This window comes from Corynebacterium gallinarum, from assembly GCF_014837045.1.
GTDB lineage: Bacteria > Actinomycetota > Actinomycetes > Mycobacteriales > Mycobacteriaceae > Corynebacterium > Corynebacterium gallinarum.
Window position 1 is genome coordinate 16,904 of the sequence record NZ_JACSPR010000005.1, and the last position, 19,315, is coordinate 36,218.

The 19,315-nt window shown below is 61.0% G+C and carries 18 protein-coding genes; 11 read left to right on the forward strand and 7 right to left on the reverse strand.

The features are described 5' to 3' along the window. Window positions 1–440: 440 nt before the first annotated feature. On the reverse strand, window positions 441–1,193 hold the full coding sequence (gene ppgK / locus H9627_RS07985; RefSeq protein ID WP_191733495.1) for a polyphosphate--glucose phosphotransferase: 753 nt from the start codon (window positions 1,191–1,193) through the stop codon (window positions 441–443). A 132-nt stretch (window positions 1,194–1,325) separates the two neighbouring features. Between ppgK and H9627_RS07990 the strand changes: the two genes are divergently transcribed. Both H9627_RS07990 and H9627_RS07995 read left to right on the forward strand, forming a co-directional pair. Further along, a complete protein-coding gene (locus H9627_RS07990; protein WP_225213642.1) occupies window positions 1,326–2,183 on the forward strand; it encodes an inositol monophosphatase family protein in 858 nt (285 codons plus the stop codon). A gap of 164 nt (window positions 2,184–2,347) precedes the next feature. Next, window positions 2,348–2,638 carry a DUF4193 domain-containing protein gene (locus H9627_RS07995; RefSeq protein WP_006767798.1) on the forward strand — a complete coding sequence of 97 codons (291 nt, stop codon included), beginning with the start codon at window positions 2,348–2,350 and terminating at the stop codon, window positions 2,636–2,638. A gap of 194 nt (window positions 2,639–2,832) precedes the next feature. Here the strand turns inward: H9627_RS07995 and H9627_RS08000 are convergent, their stop codons facing one another. Continuing rightward, entirely contained in the window at window positions 2,833–3,357 is a 525-nt protein-coding gene (locus H9627_RS08000) for a DUF3093 domain-containing protein (RefSeq protein WP_404826203.1), read from the reverse strand. A 122-nt stretch (window positions 3,358–3,479) separates the two neighbouring features. Between H9627_RS08000 and dut the strand changes: the two genes are divergently transcribed. The 4 genes from dut (at window position 3,480) to dxs (ending at window position 8,551) form a co-directional block, all read left to right on the forward strand. Beyond that, window positions 3,480–3,932 carry a dUTP diphosphatase gene (gene dut / locus H9627_RS08005; RefSeq protein ID WP_191733698.1) on the forward strand — a complete coding sequence of 151 codons (453 nt, stop codon included), beginning with the start codon at window positions 3,480–3,482 and terminating at the stop codon, window positions 3,930–3,932. A 271-nt stretch (window positions 3,933–4,203) separates the two neighbouring features. Further along, a complete protein-coding gene (locus tag H9627_RS08010; protein ID WP_191733498.1) occupies window positions 4,204–5,016 on the forward strand; it encodes a DUF3710 domain-containing protein in 813 nt (270 codons plus the stop codon). A gap of 148 nt (window positions 5,017–5,164) precedes the next feature. After that, entirely contained in the window at window positions 5,165–6,430 is a 1,266-nt protein-coding gene (locus H9627_RS08015) for a class I SAM-dependent RNA methyltransferase (RefSeq protein ID WP_191733499.1), read from the forward strand. A gap of 210 nt (window positions 6,431–6,640) precedes the next feature. Then, a complete protein-coding gene (gene dxs, locus H9627_RS08020) occupies window positions 6,641–8,551 on the forward strand; it encodes a 1-deoxy-D-xylulose-5-phosphate synthase (RefSeq protein ID WP_191733500.1) in 1,911 nt (636 codons plus the stop codon). Between the two features lie 9 nt (window positions 8,552–8,560). Here the strand turns inward: dxs and H9627_RS08025 are convergent, their stop codons facing one another. Both H9627_RS08025 and H9627_RS08030 read right to left on the reverse strand, forming a co-directional pair. Further along, window positions 8,561–9,784 (reverse strand): HRDC domain-containing protein, encoded by a 1,224-nt coding sequence (locus tag H9627_RS08025; RefSeq protein ID WP_191733501.1) that lies wholly within the window; start codon window positions 9,782–9,784, stop codon window positions 8,561–8,563. An 18-nt stretch (window positions 9,785–9,802) separates the two neighbouring features. After that, complete coding sequence (locus tag H9627_RS08030) at window positions 9,803–10,420, reverse strand: DUF3000 domain-containing protein (RefSeq protein ID WP_191733502.1); 618 nt, start codon at window positions 10,418–10,420, stop codon at window positions 9,803–9,805. Between the two features lie 414 nt (window positions 10,421–10,834). Between H9627_RS08030 and hemQ the strand changes: the two genes are divergently transcribed. Further along, window positions 10,835–11,554 carry a hydrogen peroxide-dependent heme synthase gene (gene hemQ / locus H9627_RS08035; protein WP_191733503.1) on the forward strand — a complete coding sequence of 240 codons (720 nt, stop codon included), beginning with the start codon at window positions 10,835–10,837 and terminating at the stop codon, window positions 11,552–11,554. Window positions 11,555–11,644: 90 nt separating this feature from the next. Here the strand turns inward: hemQ and msrB are convergent, their stop codons facing one another. From msrB to H9627_RS08050, 3 genes are all read right to left on the reverse strand, one after another. Then, window positions 11,645–12,058, reverse strand: a complete 414-nt coding sequence (gene msrB, locus H9627_RS08040) for a peptide-methionine (R)-S-oxide reductase MsrB (protein WP_191733504.1) — start codon at window positions 12,056–12,058, stop codon at window positions 11,645–11,647. A gap of 42 nt (window positions 12,059–12,100) precedes the next feature. Continuing rightward, window positions 12,101–13,480, reverse strand: coding sequence for a glycosyltransferase family 87 protein (locus tag H9627_RS08045; protein ID WP_191733700.1), 1,380 nt, complete (start codon window positions 13,478–13,480; stop codon window positions 12,101–12,103). Between the two features lie 80 nt (window positions 13,481–13,560). Next, window positions 13,561–14,268, reverse strand: a complete 708-nt coding sequence (locus tag H9627_RS08050; protein WP_191733505.1) for a pyrimidine reductase family protein — start codon at window positions 14,266–14,268, stop codon at window positions 13,561–13,563. A 603-nt stretch (window positions 14,269–14,871) separates the two neighbouring features. Between H9627_RS08050 and H9627_RS08055 the strand changes: the two genes are divergently transcribed. The 4 genes from H9627_RS08055 (at window position 14,872) to H9627_RS08065 (ending at window position 19,291) form a co-directional block, all read left to right on the forward strand. After that, window positions 14,872–15,432 (forward strand): DUF5067 domain-containing protein, encoded by a 561-nt coding sequence (locus H9627_RS08055; RefSeq protein WP_191733506.1) that lies wholly within the window; start codon window positions 14,872–14,874, stop codon window positions 15,430–15,432. Window positions 15,433–16,899: 1,467 nt separating this feature from the next. Continuing rightward, complete coding sequence (istA, locus tag H9627_RS08060) at window positions 16,900–18,534, forward strand: IS21 family transposase (RefSeq protein ID WP_191733507.1); 1,635 nt, start codon at window positions 16,900–16,902, stop codon at window positions 18,532–18,534. After that, window positions 18,531–18,755, forward strand: coding sequence for a hypothetical protein (locus H9627_RS14180; protein ID WP_225213644.1), 225 nt, complete (start codon window positions 18,531–18,533; stop codon window positions 18,753–18,755). Before istA ends, H9627_RS14180 begins: the two co-directional genes overlap by 4 nt. 104 nt (window positions 18,756–18,859) lie before the next feature. Then, window positions 18,860–19,291 (forward strand): ATP-binding protein, encoded by a 432-nt coding sequence (locus tag H9627_RS08065; protein ID WP_318247773.1) that lies wholly within the window; start codon window positions 18,860–18,862, stop codon window positions 19,289–19,291. Window positions 19,292–19,315: the final 24 nt, after the last annotated feature.

Below are 19,315 nucleotides of genomic sequence, written 5' to 3' on the forward strand. Positions count from 1 at the left end.
CTGATCCGAGCGGTGCTGTGAGGATTCAGTGGCTACCACTAATGTCCTTTCGCTGTGCTTGTCCAAGTGATGCGTCATCTTCAGATACTTATATGCAACAACCGGAATGTTTCTTTGTTCCCGGAAACGCCGAATAAAAGCGTCTGTGTCTGAGCCACATCGCTCGAGAGATGGTCAGCCGATCAATTGCTCCATGTCCCTGTTGCCGTATCCCGGAAAGTCTCATCAGCATTCCCAACATGAGTTGATGCTTTGAGTTAAGTGTTTCTTGGGAAGTCACAAGGGTGAATCAATCTCATGGTTACCTTTGTCCACGATCAACAGACCAGTATAGGTGATTAGCTGTTGACGTGTCACAAGGGGGCCGTTTTGCATAGCCCAACCGTAATCCCGAATCAAGACCCCGCCCCCTGCTCATCCGGTGGCGGGAAGCGTGACCCCTAGGGGGCCAGGTGTTTTGTCACCGCCATCGCGGCTCCGACGATGCCTGCGCGGTTACGCAGTTCCGCCGGTACGACCTCCGTCTGGACATCGAGGAGCGGCACCCACTTCTCGTGTTTCCTGGAGATCCCGCCCCCCACGACGAACAACTGGGGATAGAAGAGCCGCTCATACTCATTGAGCACCTTGCTGACCTCAGCGGACCACTTCTTCCAGGAGAGGTCCTTGTTCTCCTTCACCGCCCCGGAGGCACGGTGCTCGGCCTCCATGCCATCGACGATGAGGTGCCCCAGCTCAGTGTTGGGAAACAGCTCACCATCCATGAGGAACGCTGATCCGATGCCGGTTCCGAAGGTCAGGAGGATGACTGATCCCTCCCGCGCATCGGGGTGGCCGAAGGTCACCTCGGCAATGCCCGCGGCATCGGCATCGTTGAGAACGGTGATCTCCCGATCACCCAGATGCCGGTGGAACAGCTCATGGACATCTGTGCCGATCCACTCCTGATCGATGTTGGCGGCGGTGAGTGCCACCTGTCCGCGCACCACGGCGGGAACCGTGATGCCCACCGGCCCGTCCCACTCCGCTTCGGCGAGGATCTCGGCGACCACCCCGGCGACGGCGTCGGGGGTCGCGGGCTGAGGCGTGGCGATCTTTATTCGATCACCGATGAACTCCCCGGTGGACAGATCAACCCGCGCACCCTTGATACCGGAACCGCCGATATCGATTCCAAATCCCGTTTCAGTCATGCGCCCAAGTGTACAAACCAACAGGGAATCCGGCAGGAAAAACAGACGCAAAGGTCATATGTCGCGACGGTCTCCGGGGAGTGGAGCCGGAATCACCGGCACCGGCGGGGAAAACACACCATGATGGAAAGTATGGACTCCACGCATGCACACACGTTCTCCTTCAATGAACTCAGGGCCATCGCCTCAGAGACAGTCACCCTGACGGCCGCCCGCATCAGGGACAAGCGGGCGGATCTGGGTGACATGTGGGCCTACACCAACACCAAGAGCTCTGCGGTGGATCCGGTGACCATCGTGGACACCCTGGCTGAGGACTTCATCGCCAACCGGTTGCAGGAACTACGACCGGAGGATGGCCTGATCGGGGAGGAGGGCACCGGAACCCCCTCCCTCAGTGGAGTGACCTGGATCGTTGATCCGATCGATGGGACCGTGAACTTCGTCTATGGCCTGCCCCAATACGCGGTGTCCATCGCCGCCGCCATCGACGGCGAGGTGGTCGCCGGGGCGGTGATCAACGTGGAAACCGGTGTGCTCTACAGCGCCGCCCGCGGTCAGGGTGCGTACAAGTACCTGCCCGACAACGATGAGATCGTTGCCCTGCGGGTCAATGACATCGATGACATCACCCAGTGCCTGGTGGCCACCGGGTTCGGATACTCCACCACCCGCCGCGCCAGGCAGGCGCAGGTGCTCACCGGGGTGCTGCCGGTGGTCCGGGACATCCGGCGGATGGGCAGCGCGGCCCTGGACCTGTGTCATTTAGCGGACGGGGAGGTCGACGTCTACTACGAACACGGACTGAGCTGCTGGGACTACGCGGCGGGGATCCTCATCGCGCGGGAGGCCGGTGCGCGGGTCCACGCACCCAGCCTGTCCATTCCAGGTCAATCGGGTGAGATTCTGTATGCCGCACCATACCCTGTCTTCGATGCCGTGACCGACCTGTTTGACACGATCGGTGCCCTCACACCCCTGGAGCAGTGATCCGCCGCGACCGGGGGTGCTTTTATCCCCGTAATTTTAGGCCTCTGACCAGGGAGTATGACAAGACGGTTTTTCTCATTTACTATGCGCGCTAAACGTTGCATGACATTTGCTGAAGTGCACATTTTCGCAAGATGAACCGAACCCACTCGGGAGGAAACACCATGGCTACCGATTACGATGCTCCGCGTCGCCGCGTCGAGGATGAGTTGGAGACCGACTCCCTCGAAGGCCTGAAGGCCGTTGAGACCGCCAACGACATGGACGATGACGGTGAGATCGTCGAGCCGTTCGAGATCCCCAACATCGATCTCTCCGGTGAGGAACTCAACGTCGATGTGGTACCACGTCGCGAAAACGAATTCACCTGCGCCAGCTGCTTCCTGGTTCAGCGCAACAACCGCAAGTCCCACACCGAGGCCGATGGTTCAGACATCTGCCTCGACTGCGCATAGCTGACGCTGGCACGCAGAATCCCGGGGTGGGCTCCGGCTCATCGCCCCATGCCCGCCCGCGCTGGTGACTGCATCAGACGTACGGCAGACGCACGGAGCATCGACAACAGGTGACCAGGTGAGAAACATACCCCGTATCCCCACCATCAGAAGGGGGGATACGGGGTTTATGTGACTCCGGAGCCTATGAGAAGTTACGAGAAGTCGGCCAGGGCGTCGTCCGCCTGGTCGGGGACGAAGGCACGCAGCAGGGCCTCGGGGTCGTTGCAGCCGATCAACCAGTAGGGCGTGGGGTCATCCGGGTCATCGAGGACGAGCATGACCATCTCATGAACCCACCCGTGGGAGACCACGAAGGCGGCCGGGTCGAGCTGACGTCCCATGGCATTACGCTTGGCGGTCGCGGGAACCGCCAGTGAACGCGAGACCACATCATGCGGCAGATTCGCCTGGCCGGCGATCAGCCAGCGTGTGCCGTCCCCATCCTCCTCGACCGTGATCACGGTCGAGGACAGGCGCAGCAGTACCCACGCCGCGAGGACCGACAGCACGATCGCCGGGATGTAGATCCACAGATCACCACGGTTCAGACTGAACTGGGCGGTCAGCAGTGCGACCAGGAGGGCCATCGCCAGCCACCAGTACCACGGGACCCACTGCCGTTCGCGGTAGATGATCCGGGTGCCCGGGGAATCGTCACCGGGACCATTGGGGTTCACAGAATCAGCGCGTTGGGAATCACTCACAATAGGTGATCCTATCTCACTGGTGGTGGTGCATCACCGTCCCGGTTGACTCGGCCGGGCAAACCCCTGCGTACCCTGATGGGGTGACTGAGAACCTGAACACCATCGACAGCGTCCGCCTCCTCCGCCTCGACCCGGATCTGCCCATGCCCCGTCGTGCACACCGTGGGGATGCCGGCGTGGATCTGCACTCCACCACCGATGTGGTCATCGCGCCGGGACACCGGGAACTGGTGGGCACCGGGGTCGCCATCGCCCTGCCCCTGGGCACCGTCGGGCTGATCCATCCCCGTTCTGGGCTCGCCGCCCGTGAGGGACTGAGCATTGTCAACGCACCCGGCACCGTGGATGCGGACTACAGGGGCGAGATCAAGGTGTGCCTGATCAACCTCGATCCCGACACCCCGATCACGATCACCCGCGGTGACCGCATCGCGCAGCTGATCATCCAGCGGGTGGAGTTGGTGGACTTCATCGAGGTTGATGAACTGGATGAAACCATCCGGGGTGACCGGGGGCATGGATCCACCGGGATGCGGGCCAACTGACACAAGGACTGATCACGAAGGCCAGTCTTCCCACGCCGTTTCCACGCCCCGATAGGATGGGGCCGAAACACCTCAACCCTGTGGATCGCTCTCGGCCGGGCCCGGGTGTTTCCGGCTGGTTCCGGGGACGAAACCCGGGAAAGCGGTTACCGTGGGTGACGATATCCGCATCATGCACATGGCCTGCACCCAACCACCCGCGGAGCGGGCCGGGCCATGGATGAGAAAAGTACAAGAAAAGTACGAGACAAGAAGGACCGGAAGGTAGATCATGGCACTGTGGCCGTTTGGCAAGAAGAATGCATCAACCCCTGAGCAGCACGCCCAGGAGCAGGAAGAGCATTACAATGACGTCCCCTCCCAGGCCGAGCCGGACCAGACTTCACCAGCAGCAACCCCGGATGCGGGGGAGGACCGGCCCGATCCCATCCACGACGCTGTCACAGGCACCACCGGACCCTATGACGCAGGCGAGGTGAGCATCGGGGATTTCGACTTCTCCGACTTCTCCAAGGGCCTGCTTGATCTGGGGTCCCTCCAGATTCCCCTGCCCATGCAGTCTGAGGTGCAGGTGGAGATGGGGGAGCAGGGGCCACGCATGCTCCACATCGTCACCCCGCACGGCCGTATCACCCCGGTGGCCTTCGCGGGCCGGACCTCCGCGGGACAGTGGCGTGAGGCCACCCGGGAGATCGCCGACGGCATGCGCAAGGACGGTCTCACCGTCCGTGTGGAACAGGGCCCGTGGGGCCGTGAGGTGGTCGGCGAGGCCAATGACCGTCTCATCCGCATTGCTGGCGTCGACGGTCCCCGGTGGATGCTCCGGATGACCATGATCAGCCCCGCTGACCGCGCGGATGCCATGCGGGAACTCGGGCATGAGGTCATCGCCCGCACCTTCGTCAACCGTGGTGATGCCCCCATCCTCGCGGGCAGCCCGCTGCCGGTGGCCCTGCCCCAGCAGTTCGCCGACCAGATCCAGCAGGCCATGGCAAAGCGTGCGCAGCAGCAGAAACAGAACGCCCAGCCGACGAATCAGCCCGGAGCAACCGGCGATACCGGAAATGCCGGTCAGGCGGGGTAGTGTTGTCTGATCCGCAGCCTGGCGATGTTCAGCTATAAACTCGTCGGCCGCGGATGACCAACTTAACGGGGTGGCTGTCACGGGTGTGGCCACCGGATCACACCGAGCACATGGCCCGTGGAGCAATGCCGAAGAAAGGGCAGGTCACATGTCTGACACCGCCGAACTGAACACCGATTCCACCCCGGACCTCACCAAGGGGGACACCATCACCGTTGAGGTCACCCGCCCCGCACATGGCGGCGAGGGGATCGCACACCACGGGGGACGGGTCATCTTCGTCCGGGGAGGGTTCCCGGGTGATGATGTCGATGTCGAGATCACCCAGGTGAAGAAGCGGTTCGCGCGCGGTTTCGTGGTGCAGGTCAACTCGGCCTCCCCGCACCGTGTGGAGTCCCGGTGCCCTGCCGCGGCAGCCGGTGCCGGATGTTGCGACTACGCAGAACTCGCCCCGGGCGCCGAGCTCGATATCAAGTCCCGGATCCTGACTGATCAGCTGGAGCGCATCGGTGGTCTCACGGACATCCCGACCCCGGAACTCATCGATCTCGAACCAGCCCAGGGGTGGCGCACCCGCGTCCGCCTCGGCGTCGACGCCTCCGGGCGCGCCGGTTTCCGCAAGGTGCGTTCGAACGACCTGGTCACCGACGTGGCCTGCTCCCAGGTGGTACCCGAGCTTATCGACGGTCTGGTGGGTCCCGGTGCCCGGACCTTCACCCCAGACTCCGAGGTCATCGCCGCCATTGACGATCGTGGCGTGCGCACCGTCGTTGAGGTCAGGAAGGCCCCCCGTGGTCGCCGCGCCGAGACGATCCTGCACGTCCTCGAAGGCGACGGCCGCGTGGAGCAGACGGTCGGCGAGCACACCTGGACCTTCCCCGTCTCCGGTTTCTGGCAGGCACACACCAAGGCCCCCGGTGCCTACTCCGCATTCATCGGTGAGGTGCTGGATGGGGCCGAACTGACTGACGTCGATAAGCGTGGCCCGGTTGCCTGGGACCTGTACGGCGGTGTCGGCCTGTTCGTGCCGGTGATCAACCGCGCACTGGGTGCGCACGTGCACTCCGTGGAGCTGTCCGAGGGATCCGCCGAGGCCGGGGATGATGCCCTGGTCGGCCTGCCGGTCACCTTCCACGCCGGTCGTGTGGAATCCGTCACCTCCCAGCTGCCCAAACCACACGTGGTGGTGCTCGACCCACCCCGCACCGGCGCAGGTTCCGATGTGGTGGCCACCATCGCGGAGGCGAAACCCCAGCTGGTCATCCACATCGGATGCGACCCGGCGACCTTCGCCCGGGATGTCGCGGACTGGTCCGCCGGCGGATACACCCTCAACCGCCTCGCCGTGTTCAATGCCTTCCCCGGAACCCACCACTATGAAACCATCGGTGTGTTCACCAGGAAGTCGGCATAGCGCGTCCGTGAGGACACCGGAGTCAGTCGATGACAGTGGTTTGGCACCCCACGGAGTAAGATGGCTCCAACAGCACAGGCGATCATGTCCCACCCGCTGCACAGCGGGTTCCGTGACACGATCGCCTGCACACATACCCACAGGTGCACCCAGCACCTTCCAGATGAATACACGTCCACTTCCGAGAGCAAAGGTGTCTGACTCACGCCCATGGGAATCCTGAACAGTATTTCAACGCCTGCGGACCTGAAGGCCCTTGCAGAAGAGGACCTGGAGGTGCTGGCGGGGGAGATTCGCAGCTTTCTCGTCGACAAGGTTGCGGCCACCGGTGGTCATCTCGGTCCCAACCTCGGTGTGGTCGAACTGACCATCGGTCTCCACCGGGTGTTCGATTCCCCCCATGAACCGATTATCTTCGATACCTCGCACCAGTCGTATGTGCACAAGATCCTCACCGGCCGTGGCGATGCCTTCGACACGCTGCGCCAGAAGGATGGTCTGTCCGGCTACACCAGCCGCGCGGAAAGCGAACATGACTGGACCGAGTCCTCTCATGCTTCCGCCGCCCTGTCGTATGCCGACGGCATGTCCAAGGCGTTCCAGCTCGACGGGGACACCGACCGCAATGTGGTTGCCGTCGTCGGCGACGGTGCCCTCACCGGTGGTATGTGCTGGGAGGCCCTGAACAACATCGCAGCGGGCAAGGACCGCAACGTGGTGGTCGTGGTCAATGACAACGGCCGCAGCTACTCACCGACCATCGGTGGTTTCGCCGAGAACCTCGCGCAGCTGCGCATGGAACCGTTCTATGACCGCGTCATGGAACAGGGCAAGTCCACCCTGAAGTCCATGGGGTGGGTGGGCGAACGCACCTTCGAGGCGCTCCACGCCTTCAAGGAGGGTGTGAAGAGCACCGTCATCCCCACCGAGATGTTCCCGGAACTGGGCATGAAATACATCGGCCCCGTCAACGGTCATGACCAGAAGGCCGTGGACAACGCCCTGGCCTACGCCCGTGACTTCGAGGGTCCGATCATCGTCCACCTGGTCACGGAGAAGGGCCGCGGGTACGCCCCCGCCGAGCGCGACCTGGATGAGCTCATGCACGCCACCGGCGTGATGGACCCGCGCACCGGCATCCCGGTGACGGCCTCCAAACCCGGATGGACCGCGGCTTTCAGTGAGGAACTGGTCAGGCTCGGTGGCCAGCGCGAGGATATCGTCGCCATCACCGCCGCCATGGCTGGCCCGACCGGACTGGCCAAGTTCGCCGCGAACTTCCCCACACGTTTCTACGATGTGGGCATCGCGGAACAGCATGCCCTCACCTCGGCCGCCGGCCTGGCCCTGGCTGGTAAACACCCGGTGGTGGCTATCTACTCCACCTTCCTCAACCGTGCCTTCGACCAGCTGCTCATGGACGTGGCCCTGCTGAACCTGCCGGTCACCGTCGTGCTGGATCGTTCGGGTGTCACCGGCAGCGATGGAGCAAGCCATAACGGTGTCTGGGACCTGGCGCTGACCTCCATTGTCCCCGGCATCCGCGTGGCGGCCCCACGTGATGAGAACACCCTCCGGGAACTGCTCGGTGAGGCCGTCGACATCAACGACGGTCCCACCGTCGTCCGTTTCCCCAAGGGCGATCTGCCCGCACCAATCGAGGCCATCGAGACCGTGAAAGACGGGGTGGACATCCTGGCGTACCTGGAAGCCACCCCGGCATCGGAGGATGCCCCGGATATCCTCATCGTGGCGGTGGGGGAGCGTGCCACCCTCGCCCTGGAACTGGGTGGACGCCTGGTTGCCGCGGGCGCCAACGTCACCGTTGTGGACCCCCGGTGGGTCATCCCGATCCCGCAGTCCCTGGTGGCGCTCACCGCTGACCATGACCTGGTGATCACCATCGAGGACGGTGTCATCCACGGTGGTGTCGGATCCCTGCTCTCCGATGCGCTCAACGCAGCGGAGGTGGACACCCCACGCCGTCAGGTGGCGGTGCCCCAGAAATTCCTCGACCACGCCAGCCGCGGGCAGGTTCTGCTGGACCACGACCTGGACATCGACAGCGTGGAGAAAACCGCACTGGGCTGGATGGACCGGTTGTTCGGCGAGGGGAACTAACGAGGGGAACTAACCCCGCCTGTTCCCCCGGAGCAGGGCATCGACGAGGATCGGTGACACCTGTTCCACCTGCCATGGGCGTACCCCGTAATCACGGAGTGCGCCCATCAGACTGTCCTGATCGTGGATCTCCCCGGTGTTGGTAGCCATCCACACCACGGCCCGCAGTGCCGCCGGCTGGAAGAGGTTCTCACCGGGGATGTTCAGCTCAGCCCCGAGATCATCAATGTCCGCGCGGATCCCCTGGAGAATCTCATACTCATCCGGGTGGAAGGAGCTCCAGTACCGGCGGTCGGGCACACCATCGGGGCGGGTCAGTGGCCGTGGCCAGGTGTGTCGCGGCGAGGCCAGCGCCCGGTTAATGATGCGCATCCACCGCTTCACCATCCCGGCGTTCCGGCCTGGGAACCCCTTCACCCGTGCCAGCTCCGCGTAGTTTTTGGGCAGGGTGCGGGCGGTTTCCACGATGACCTTGTTGGGAAGTACCCGGCCAGCTGCCAGATCACGGTCGGCGGCGGCACTGTCGCGTGCCATCCACATGTCACGGGCCACCACCAGCTGCTCCGGCCGTTTCAGGGTGCCCACACCCTTCATATCGGTCCAGCTGAGGGTGGGTGCCTCGGTGACATCGGCGAACTGGGTGCGGATGTGCTCGAATTCCTGTTCCGCCCAGCCGAGTTTGCCCTGGTTGTCCAGGATCTCGGCCATGACATCAGCGAGTTCCAGCAGCATCTCCACATCGAGGGCGGCATAGTTCAGCCATTCCTCCGGGAGGGGGCGTTTCGACCAGTCCTCGGCGCCATGGCCTTTGAGCAGATGCAGGTCGAAGATCTGCTCCACCATGGCGGCGAGGTTGACCAGCTCGAAACCGGCGAGCCGGCCCGCCAGTTCAGTGTCGAAGAGGGTGCCGGGACGCAGATCCAGCCAGGCCAGGCTCGGCAGGTCCGTGGCGGCGGCGTGGATGATCCACTCCTGTCCGTTGAGGACGGGACCAAGCGAGCGGGAGAGTTCCGGACGGTGGGACTCCGGATCGAAAAGGAGAGTTCCTGCACCCCTGCGACGGATCTGGATGAGAAACGCCCGGTCATCGTAACGGAAACCGGACGCCCTTTCTGTGTCGATTGCGAAGGGCCCTGAACCACCTGCCAGCACATCTGCCGCCGCCTCGAACTGGGCGGGGGTGGTGAGCAGCGGTGGGGTGCCGTCGCGGGGTTGGAGTAAGTCGGAGGCCATGCCTACCAATTTACCCACCTAGCGGTGGAGTTCAGTCACGCCCTCCGGTGGAAGACCGGCCACGGAGGCGAGCACGGTGGCGAAAGCCTCCACATGGGTCGTGAGATCGTTGCCGGTAGCGGTCCAGGAGGCCCGCATCTCCAACTGGTACGCACTCGGTGGGCCACCGATCTCACCGAACCTGACGGAGGTGGTGGATGTCACCGTTCCTCCAAGGTTGGTGTGTTCCGCACCGCTGCGGGACAGCCCCTCGGTGAGCCACTGCCATGCCACCTCCGGCAGAAGGGGATCGGAGGCCACCGCGTGGTCCATGTCGGCCTGGATGTAGGCAACCAGGCGCATGGTGCCCTCCCAGGCCTCCTCGGCACCCGGGTCGTGGAGGAGGATGAGTCGGCCGAAGGAGTCACCGTCGCTGTCCTGGGCGACGATCTCCTGATCGTCGGCGACGTTGACCTCAAGGCCGATGGCGTGGGAGAACGGGGCCAGACGCTGGGGAGGTCTGATCGTACCCAGGGTGATTTCGGGGCGCAGGCGTGCTCGGTGCATGGACTCCACCGCCTCGGAGAACTCGGCGGGGGTGCCCTCAGCCTGGCCGGCTGGTGTCTTGTGCTGAGAGGTCGCTTCGGAATCGATCACAGGTTGAAACTTACTGGGGCGCGGTTGCAGTAGGGGGAGGCGCGCCGTTTAACCGGCTTTTCACGAGAATATGTGTGATGCCGGAAGGGTTCCGTACAACCGGTCAGAAAATAGCTGTGAAATCCGGTCAGTCGGGCGAATATTCCCTATTTGGGGGGTGATGCCACATGAGACGGCGATCAAACTTATGATGGATGTGTTGGTGCGTGTTTTTCACGGGGATCCGACCGGTGGTGTCGCCACCGGAAGGGCTCCCGGTCAACGTCCGCCGAAGGCGCAACCAGCAGTGTCTTCTGTGAGGTCTTCCTGGGTTCCTGGTTTCAGGGGCACACAGACGGGGCCACTGCCTGAACCGTGGCGGTCCGCACCACGATTCATCCGCTATCGGATCAGCATTGTCCACAATGCTGATCCATGAAAGGAAGACAACCTGTGAGTGAGCTCGACTACGACAAGCTCAATGACGTGCAGCGCTACACCCAGTGGGCGGTGTTTCGTGCCATTCCCGGTTCCCTGGATGATGACCGCACCGCGGTGATCGAACAGGCCCGTGAATTCTTCACCAACCTCGTCAACGAGGGCAAGGTGGTCATCCGGGGTATCTACAATGCCACCGGTCTGCGCGCTGAGGCGGATTACATGATCTGGTGGCACGCGGAGGAGTTCGACGAACTCCAGAAGGCGTTCGCCGATTTCCGTCGCACCACCATCCTGGGACAGGTCTCCGAGGTGTTCTGGATCGGTAACGGTATCCACCGCCCCTCCGAGTTCAACAAGCAGCACCTCCCCGCCTTCATCATGGGCGAGGAGCCGAGGAAGTGGATGACGGTCTACCCCTTCGTCCGTTCCTACGACTGGTACATCCTGGAGCCGGCCAAGCGCGGTCGCATCCTGGCCGAGCACGGCAAGGCTGCCGCGGATTTCGCTGATGTCCGCGCCAACACCGTCAGTGCCTTCTCCCTGGGTGACTACGAGTGGATGCTCGCCTTCGAGGCGGATAAGATGCACCGCATCGTCGACCTGATGCACAAGATGCGTTACACCGAGGCGCGCATGCATGTGCGTGAGGAACTCCCGTTCGTCTCCGGCTACCGCGTCGAGGACATTGCCGAGCTGATTGAGGTTCTTCCCTAACCACCCGGCTGCAATAATCAACACCCCGGTCGGCACCATTCATGGTGCCGGCCGGGGTGTTGTCTTATTCCGTGTGCCTGGATCCGGGCCCTAGTTGGAAACCGGCTTCTCCTCCAGGCGCAGGGAGATGGAGTTGATGCAGTAGCGCAGGTCGGTGGGGGTGTTGAAACCCTCGCCCTCGAACACGTGGCCCATGTGGGAGCCACAGTTGGCGCAGAGCACCTCGATGCGGCGCATGCCCAGGGACAGATCCTCCTTCTCGATGATCTTGTCCTTGGCCAGCGGGGAGAAGAAGGACGGCCAGCCGCAGTGGGCATCGAACTTCTCGGTGGAACGGAACAGTTCCTCGCCGCAGGCGCGGCAGCTGTACACACCCTCGGTGGTGGTGTCGGTGTACTCGCCGACGTGCGGAGCCTCGGTGCCGGCCTGGCGCAGCACGCGGTATTCCTCCGGATTGAGGCGTTCGCGCCATTGTGCATCGGTGATCAGCTTGAAGTCAGTCATGGTGTCCTCTCGTGGTTGTGGATGATCTTCCTGGAATACCCGCTAGAACGGGGATAGCCCGGGGACCTGGGTGGGCGGATCGGTCGGAGAATCGGTGGCTACCGGGGACGCTGATCCCAGCGTGGTTGATCCTCCACCGGTGAAGAAACCGGAACTTAGCGGGGGAGTGGTGTCCCCACTAACCCCGGATGTCCCACCGGTGATAGCCGCACCGCCACGCCTGCTCCGGATGTCGGTGATGAACCACACCACCGCCGAAACAAAGGTGACTGCTATCAATAGTGACCAACCGGCGGTGGCGCGGAAAAATTCCATCCAGCGGGCGATGTCGGGCCAGTGGGGTGAGGCGAAGGAAGCCGGGGTGAGGAAGAGGTATGCCGCGACCCATGCCATCCAGTTGTGGAACACCGACCGTGTGCCCAGCAGGGTGAAGATCATCGGGAAGATCATCATGGAGTAGTACATCTGGCCGAGGGAGGACAGGAAGAACACACCGGTCAGCAGGATGCCGGAGGTGGTGGCCGCCCAGAAGAACGGTTCGGTGTTACGGAAGCGCAGCAGCGCCAGCACCGCGATACCGACCATGGCACCGAAGATGAGGAACGCGGTCAGTTCCAGCCAGCCGGGCATGCCGAAGTAGATGGCGATTCCAGGCAGTGAGCTGTTAGCGAAATCGCGGGTCTCACCGAGGTAGGGCACGGTGCGGGTGATGTAGTCGGAGGCACCGGGGACCAGGGGCCACGCCACCGCATTGAAGATGACCGGGACCAGGATGCCCCCGACCAGCGCACCCCACTGCTTCTGTACCAGAGGCAGGAACAGCAGGGGCAGGAACATGGGCTTGACCAGGATCGCCAGGCCGATGATGAGCCCACCCACCCATGATCGGCGGTGGATCACACACCACAGGAACGACGCCATCATCAGCAGGAGGATGCCGTTGATATTGGAGAAGATCAAGGTGTTCCGGACGGTTTCGGTGAGCATGGCCAGCGCGATCGACAGCGGCCACACCATGCTGCGCAGGGAGAACCCTGCCATCCGGGTGAGCAGGCCGAGCGCGAGGACGATCGCCAGGAGGTTGACGGCGATGAACGCCAGGCGCGCGAGGGTGAAGTCCGTGATGTACCCCAGGGGTGCCAACAATAGGGTGGCGCCGGGGTTGTACAGGTAGTGCGGATCCACGTAGTGGTAGATCTCGTTGTACACCGGGGTGCCCTCGATGAAACGGCGGAGTGCACTGTAGACGGTGGTGAAGTCGTCGGTGACGGAACCGTTGATCGCCAGGATGAAGAACCGGTGGGCCATCAGCAGGATGGCCAGTGGCCAACCGACGGCGTTACCCACCCGGTCCCACGCGCTGCGGCGTGGCCGGGGCCTGGGGGCGTCCGGGAGGGCGGGGGTGGGCGTCGACAAGCTCATGTCGTCGGGGAACAGGTTGGCTGGGGAACTCACCGCTCCAATCTAACCAATGGGGTGGATTCGGTTGTCGACCAACACCCCTAGCCGAACCGGTAGCGGAGAAACAGGGTGCTGTCGGGGTCGGCGTGCACGTGTTCCAGGGTGAGCGCGGCCGGCCGGTTGTGGCCTCCGCGGACGGCGGGTTTCTCCACCGTGCCGGACAGGGTGGGGTCGATGGTGTGGTGCCACACGTCGATGGCACGGGCGTCGATCATCTGCGCGTACACCGACGCGCCGCCCTCGCAGCTGATCCGGGCGAACCCCTCCTGCCTGAGCTTGTCGACGACCAACCTCACCCCGAGCGTCCCCACCTGCAGGATGCGCGCACCGGCAGCCTGTAGTCCGGCGAGCCGGGAGGGATCGGTGTTGTCGGTGACGATGATCGGTGCGGCGGCGGCCTCGGTGAAGAACCTGGAACCGGGATCGAAATCCAGGGAGGAGGAGATCACCGCGATGGGGGGAACCGGCTGCTGACCACGGCGCCGACGGGTCTCCCGCTCAATCTCATCGATGACCACCCCGCCGTAGTCCTCCGCCCTGACCGTGGACGCGCCCACCAGCACCACATCCGACCATGCGCGCAGAGCCAACAGGAGAGCGGTGTCCGTGTCATTGCCCAGATACCCCGAGGTGCCCCCAGCTGAGGTCGAACCCGCCAGTGTGGTCACCAGAACCGCGCGGCACTCGGGCTCCCCCACGGGCAGGACCGGGCCGATGAGACCTGTGACGAGATCCTTCATATCCACCATGTGGCTGATTCTAGTCCAGCGGTGGCCCGGGAAAACACGAAAAAGCCTGCCTCCCCAGGGGGAAACAGGCTGTGATGGTGGTCCTAGCTGGGTAGGAACTAAAAGCGTCATTCGTGCTGATCAGGGACTTAAGCTCTGTTCCATTCTACCCCGCGTGGAACAAGACTGGAATAACGTTCCTCATTACCCCCGCCGTGGAACAACTGACAATGCTTATTCTACCGCTACTACTTGGCGGTAAACACTCCCTTCTCTTTCCATGTGAACCCCTGAAATTCATTTACCGGTTTTTGGGGGATAACCCCGTTTAATTCCATCCCAACCGATTAGAGTTAGGCGGTATCAGTGGTCCGGCCTTAGGGAATGTCATTTCACCTAGATGAATTAAAATGGCAGCTTCCTTTAAGCTTTCACCCCCGCAAAAATTATTTTAAACACATCAATTGCTGCGGATCTTCACAGTGACTAATGTTCTACCTAGCATTTCAATCACTGCTCACCATTTACCTAATATTGAGCCAAAGCTTTCAGGAGAGATCCGTGTCTACGCCATATTCACCCCAAGATAATCCGGGACAGTAGCCACAGGAACGTATCGTTTACGTGGAAAAGAAGAAAAAGGGTGGCTGTATGAAGTGGGGAGCCATCATCGTTGGCATCCTTATTGTCATTGGCATCATCAGTGCAGTCGCTGGCGGCGGAGATGACACGTCCAGCACATCTTCAGATAGCAACACCAGCTCCGAGGCGGGAGCCGAACAGGGGGCCAACGAAGGCGCGGAAGCTGAGGAGAAGACCGAATTCCAGATTGGAGAGACCTACACCGGTGGTAAGGGTCTGGAAGTTACCCTAAACAGCTTCCAGGCAACCTCTAGCTCGTTCGGAACCCCCCTCACTTGCGGCCAGGTGACTTACACCAACAACACCGACGAACAGGTCAGCTTCTCTGGCGCATGGGACTGGAAAGCGCAGAACCCAGCCGGTGTGATCACCGACCCAACCTTCTCTGGATCTGACGATCTTTCAAGCGGGGAGCTCGCACCGGGCGGGACCATCACCGGCTCCATCTGCTTCGATGGTACTGAGCCAGGCGAATATCGTGTGACCGACAGTCCAACCCTGAGCTTCAGCTCAGACACCGCAACTTGGGTAGCGATTCTTTAAAGCCCAATTACCTTCGCAGAACCTACCCCGTCATTTCTGATGTCGGGGTTTTCTTATTCCTAAACTGCTCCTGCCATTCTGGATATAGCGATATATCGTTATATACTTAGCATGTAGGGCAATTTATTCTGAACTATCGCGCTTGGGAATGTGCAGCACAGGGCAGGGTGTCCTGAGCGACGGGGTGGGGGCCCCTCCCCGGGGGGTAAATATGCTCGCGTGTTTTCGGGGTACGTCACCGCAGCTGATCGGTTCAATCGACTTGCCAGCTCGACACGCTCAGAGCCGTTCTGAGCTCAGCATCAACATTCCCCCACGGTAGTTCCCGCAGGGCCGCTACTGGCTAGCTGGACACCTTCCGCAGCCGCTTGACTAGGTCAGGCTTCACTCGGTGAGGGGTAGCGACAATGGGGCAAGCCTCAGCGCTACTGAGGTTCAGAACCCTCGGGGGGATCGGCGGGTAGTCATCGTCAACTGGTCCAGCCTGCTACCTGCTCAAAAGGTGGACGGCCTGACGTTGGGGCATATGCGAGATCCACATCCACCGCTCCTGAAAGAACCACTTCAGGCCTGACTAGGCACGCACACCACGCACTACGCAGCGGCATGGCGCACACGCATTAGTCATACCTGTATGCACCTCTTCCATATAGAGACCCATATACACCTCTTATTAGCGATGCATGTCACATTACGCCAATATCCCGGAACGTGAGGTGGTCTTGTTCCAGGTGCTGGAACACGCATATCCGCAGGCAGGGCTATGTTTTTGACCCTCTTGTTCCAATGTTCCGCCGAAAGCTGACTCTCACTCTATATCTATATAGGCCTCTCTCTATATCTACTTATTTTAGAATGAATTATTACTGGAACATTGGAACATAGGGGTTAGATACATGCCTTGACCTGCAAAGATGCTTGTTCCAATAGTCGGAACATAAGCGGAACTTGTTCCAGCAAATTTGAACAGCGGCAGATATGAATAAACCCCACCCGAGAGAGGGAGGGTGGGGCTATGTACTACGCAGCGGCGCGAACCTGCTTCAGATCGTCATCGGAGATGTGAGGGATATTGAGCCTCAGGACGTTCTCAGAGCGCCACCGGACACCGAAGTAACGGTTCACATTCCGGTTGTCTAGGTGGCCGTTGCGATCAAGGCTATCGGCTCCTCGGGCCCTCTTACTCTCAGAACTTCTCGCTGACATGAGTTTCTTCAGCTCAGGGACCTTGGGTACAAGGTCATCACCCAGAGCGTCACGGATAGCTTCTAGAATGTCATCCTGGGCGATACGGTCGTTGTAGTCTTCGGTGAGCAGCAACGTGTTAGGAACGGCTATTTTGAAGCACCGTGGTGACAATCGTGAAGCAGTATGGTGAGCTTCGTGAAGCGGTAACCGGAGTCAGACCCCACACTTCTAGTATCACCCGACAACTCGGTCAGGTGAACACTAGAAAGGACCTGGACCGTGACCAACTACCAGTTGATCATGACTCTGCTTCTTCGAGGCAATTCATACAGGACAATCCAAGCCCACTGCGGTGCCGCACACGCCACGATCGCTAAAGCGCGTAAAGCACTCGACCAACACAATCTCACCACCGAAGCCCAAATCATGGGCCACAGCAATGAAGACCTGGCATTGATGATCGGCGATGGCCGGGCCACCACCGCAGGTGAATTCGTCACCATCGACATCGACACCATCATAAAAGCCAGAACCGGCAGGAAGAAAACCCCACTCAACGTCCTGTGGGCCAACTACCTGAACATCCCCGCACCTGAAGGGCTTCGGCACTACAGCTATGAACGTTTCCGGCAGCTCGTCAACCGTCACATCGCCGCGCAAGGCCTGACCACCCGGGTCCACCACATCCCAGGACACACTTGCCAGGTCGATTGGGCTGGAACGACAATGCAGTTGATCGACCCGATCAGCAGGAAAACCACCAAGGTCAGCATCTTCGTCGCCACCTTGCCTTACTCCGGGTTGGTCTTCGCCCATGGTTTGCTTGATCAGCGCCAACCCAGCTGGCTGGCCGCGCACCGCCTGGCCTTCGACTACTTCGGGGGAGTACCTGAAGTCATCGTCCCGGATAATGCCTCCACCGCATCCAATGCCATTACCACCGGGGATAGGGCACGCAGGGTCAACACTAGTTATGAGGAGTTTTTGACCCACTACAACACTGCAGCATTGCCGGCACGCCCCCTGCGGCCGAAGGATAAAGGCAATGTGGAATCCGGGGTCAAAGTCATCACCAACTGGGCAATCCTGAAACTAGCGGGCAGGGACTTCACCAATCTAGACGACCTCAACGGTGCTCTTCGGGGAGCAGTTGATGAGATCAATGACCGCATCCCCTTTCGTGACCAGCCATTATCCAGACGCCAGATCTTCATCGATGCTGAACAGGATCTCTTGGCTGAACTACCTCACCAGCCGTTTGTATCCACAGTGTGGAAGAAAGCGAAGGTCGCTCCGAACTGGCACATCACGGTATCCACGGTGCATTACTCCATCCCGTATACCTATGTCGGTGACACTGTCGATGTCCGTATCCGCGGGGAGCAACTCGATGTCTTTGCTGGTGGCATCACTATTGCCACTCACCAGGTCACCAACCAACGAGGGGCCTATGTCACCGATATTGCCCATTGCCCACCGGGAATGGAAGATCCCACCCAACTGTGGTCAGCGGCTTATTTCCTCAATCAGGCGGCCAGGGTCGGGCCGTTCACCAGGAAGGTCATTGATGCACTGTTGGCGGCGAAGCCGATTGTGGCTCAGGGGTATCTTCCTGCCCGCAATATTCTGGGGATGGGTAAAGGTGAGAATAAAATAATCCTCGAAGAGGCATGCCGCCGACTTGTCGGGGAGGGTGATCAACCCCGGGCCGTGTCCTACACGGCGGTGAAGAACATGATGGCTGCGGTGCGTAGCGATCTGGCAGCTCGCCCCACGACCATTGCTGAGGTGCCACCGCGCCCGAGTGGTCAAGATCAGAGGTCACAGCATCATCGCAGGCGGGGTGGTTTGTTGGGCGGGGCCGACCAGTTCAGCTTGGATTCCTTGATGGGTAAGAAGGAGGATCAGCCGTGAGCGATTCTTCTATTCATCTTGATGACACGTGGCTGGACACCTTTACCAGTTTGCGGATGACTGCTTTTGGCCAGACCGTCATCGATATCGCCAACGACGCCGCTTATGACGAGTGGACCTTTTCCCAAAAGATTGCCTTTGCCCTGGATAAAGAGGTTGCGGCCCGATCGGAACGCCGCCAAAGCAAAACTACTCAAAGCATCCCAGTCGCCAAACCCTGATGCTTGTGTAGAAGAACTCGACTACCGACCTGATCGCAACCTCGCACGTCGAGTTAACGACACGGTTAGCTCACTGTCAATGGGTAGCCAAGGCCACCAACGTCATTGTCCTAGGCAAATCATCGGTGGGGAAAACCTATCTGGCCTTGGCGTTGTTGAATGCTGCCTGTCGGCGGGATTACACCGCCCGGTTCTTCCGGACTGATGACTTGGCGGCACAGTTGGCGGTGATGGATTACCACGATCCCAAGCGGGTTCAGTTCATTAATCAGATCACCACGACGGATCTGCTGGTTCTGGATGATTTTCTCACGACCCCGATCAGCGCGGATACGGCTAATGTGTTGTTCAATATTTTGGCCGCCCGCGAGGGGCGTGGATCAACAATGGTGACCTCCCAGTTCAATCCGGAAGAGTGGTACACCTCGATGGCGGACAAGGTGGTCGCGGAGTCATTGCTGAATCGGCTTGTTGGTGGCGCTGAGATCATCAACCTGGATGGTCCGAACATGAGGTTGAAACCGACGATGAGTTAACAGGCGGTTAGGCGTCCTGGTGCT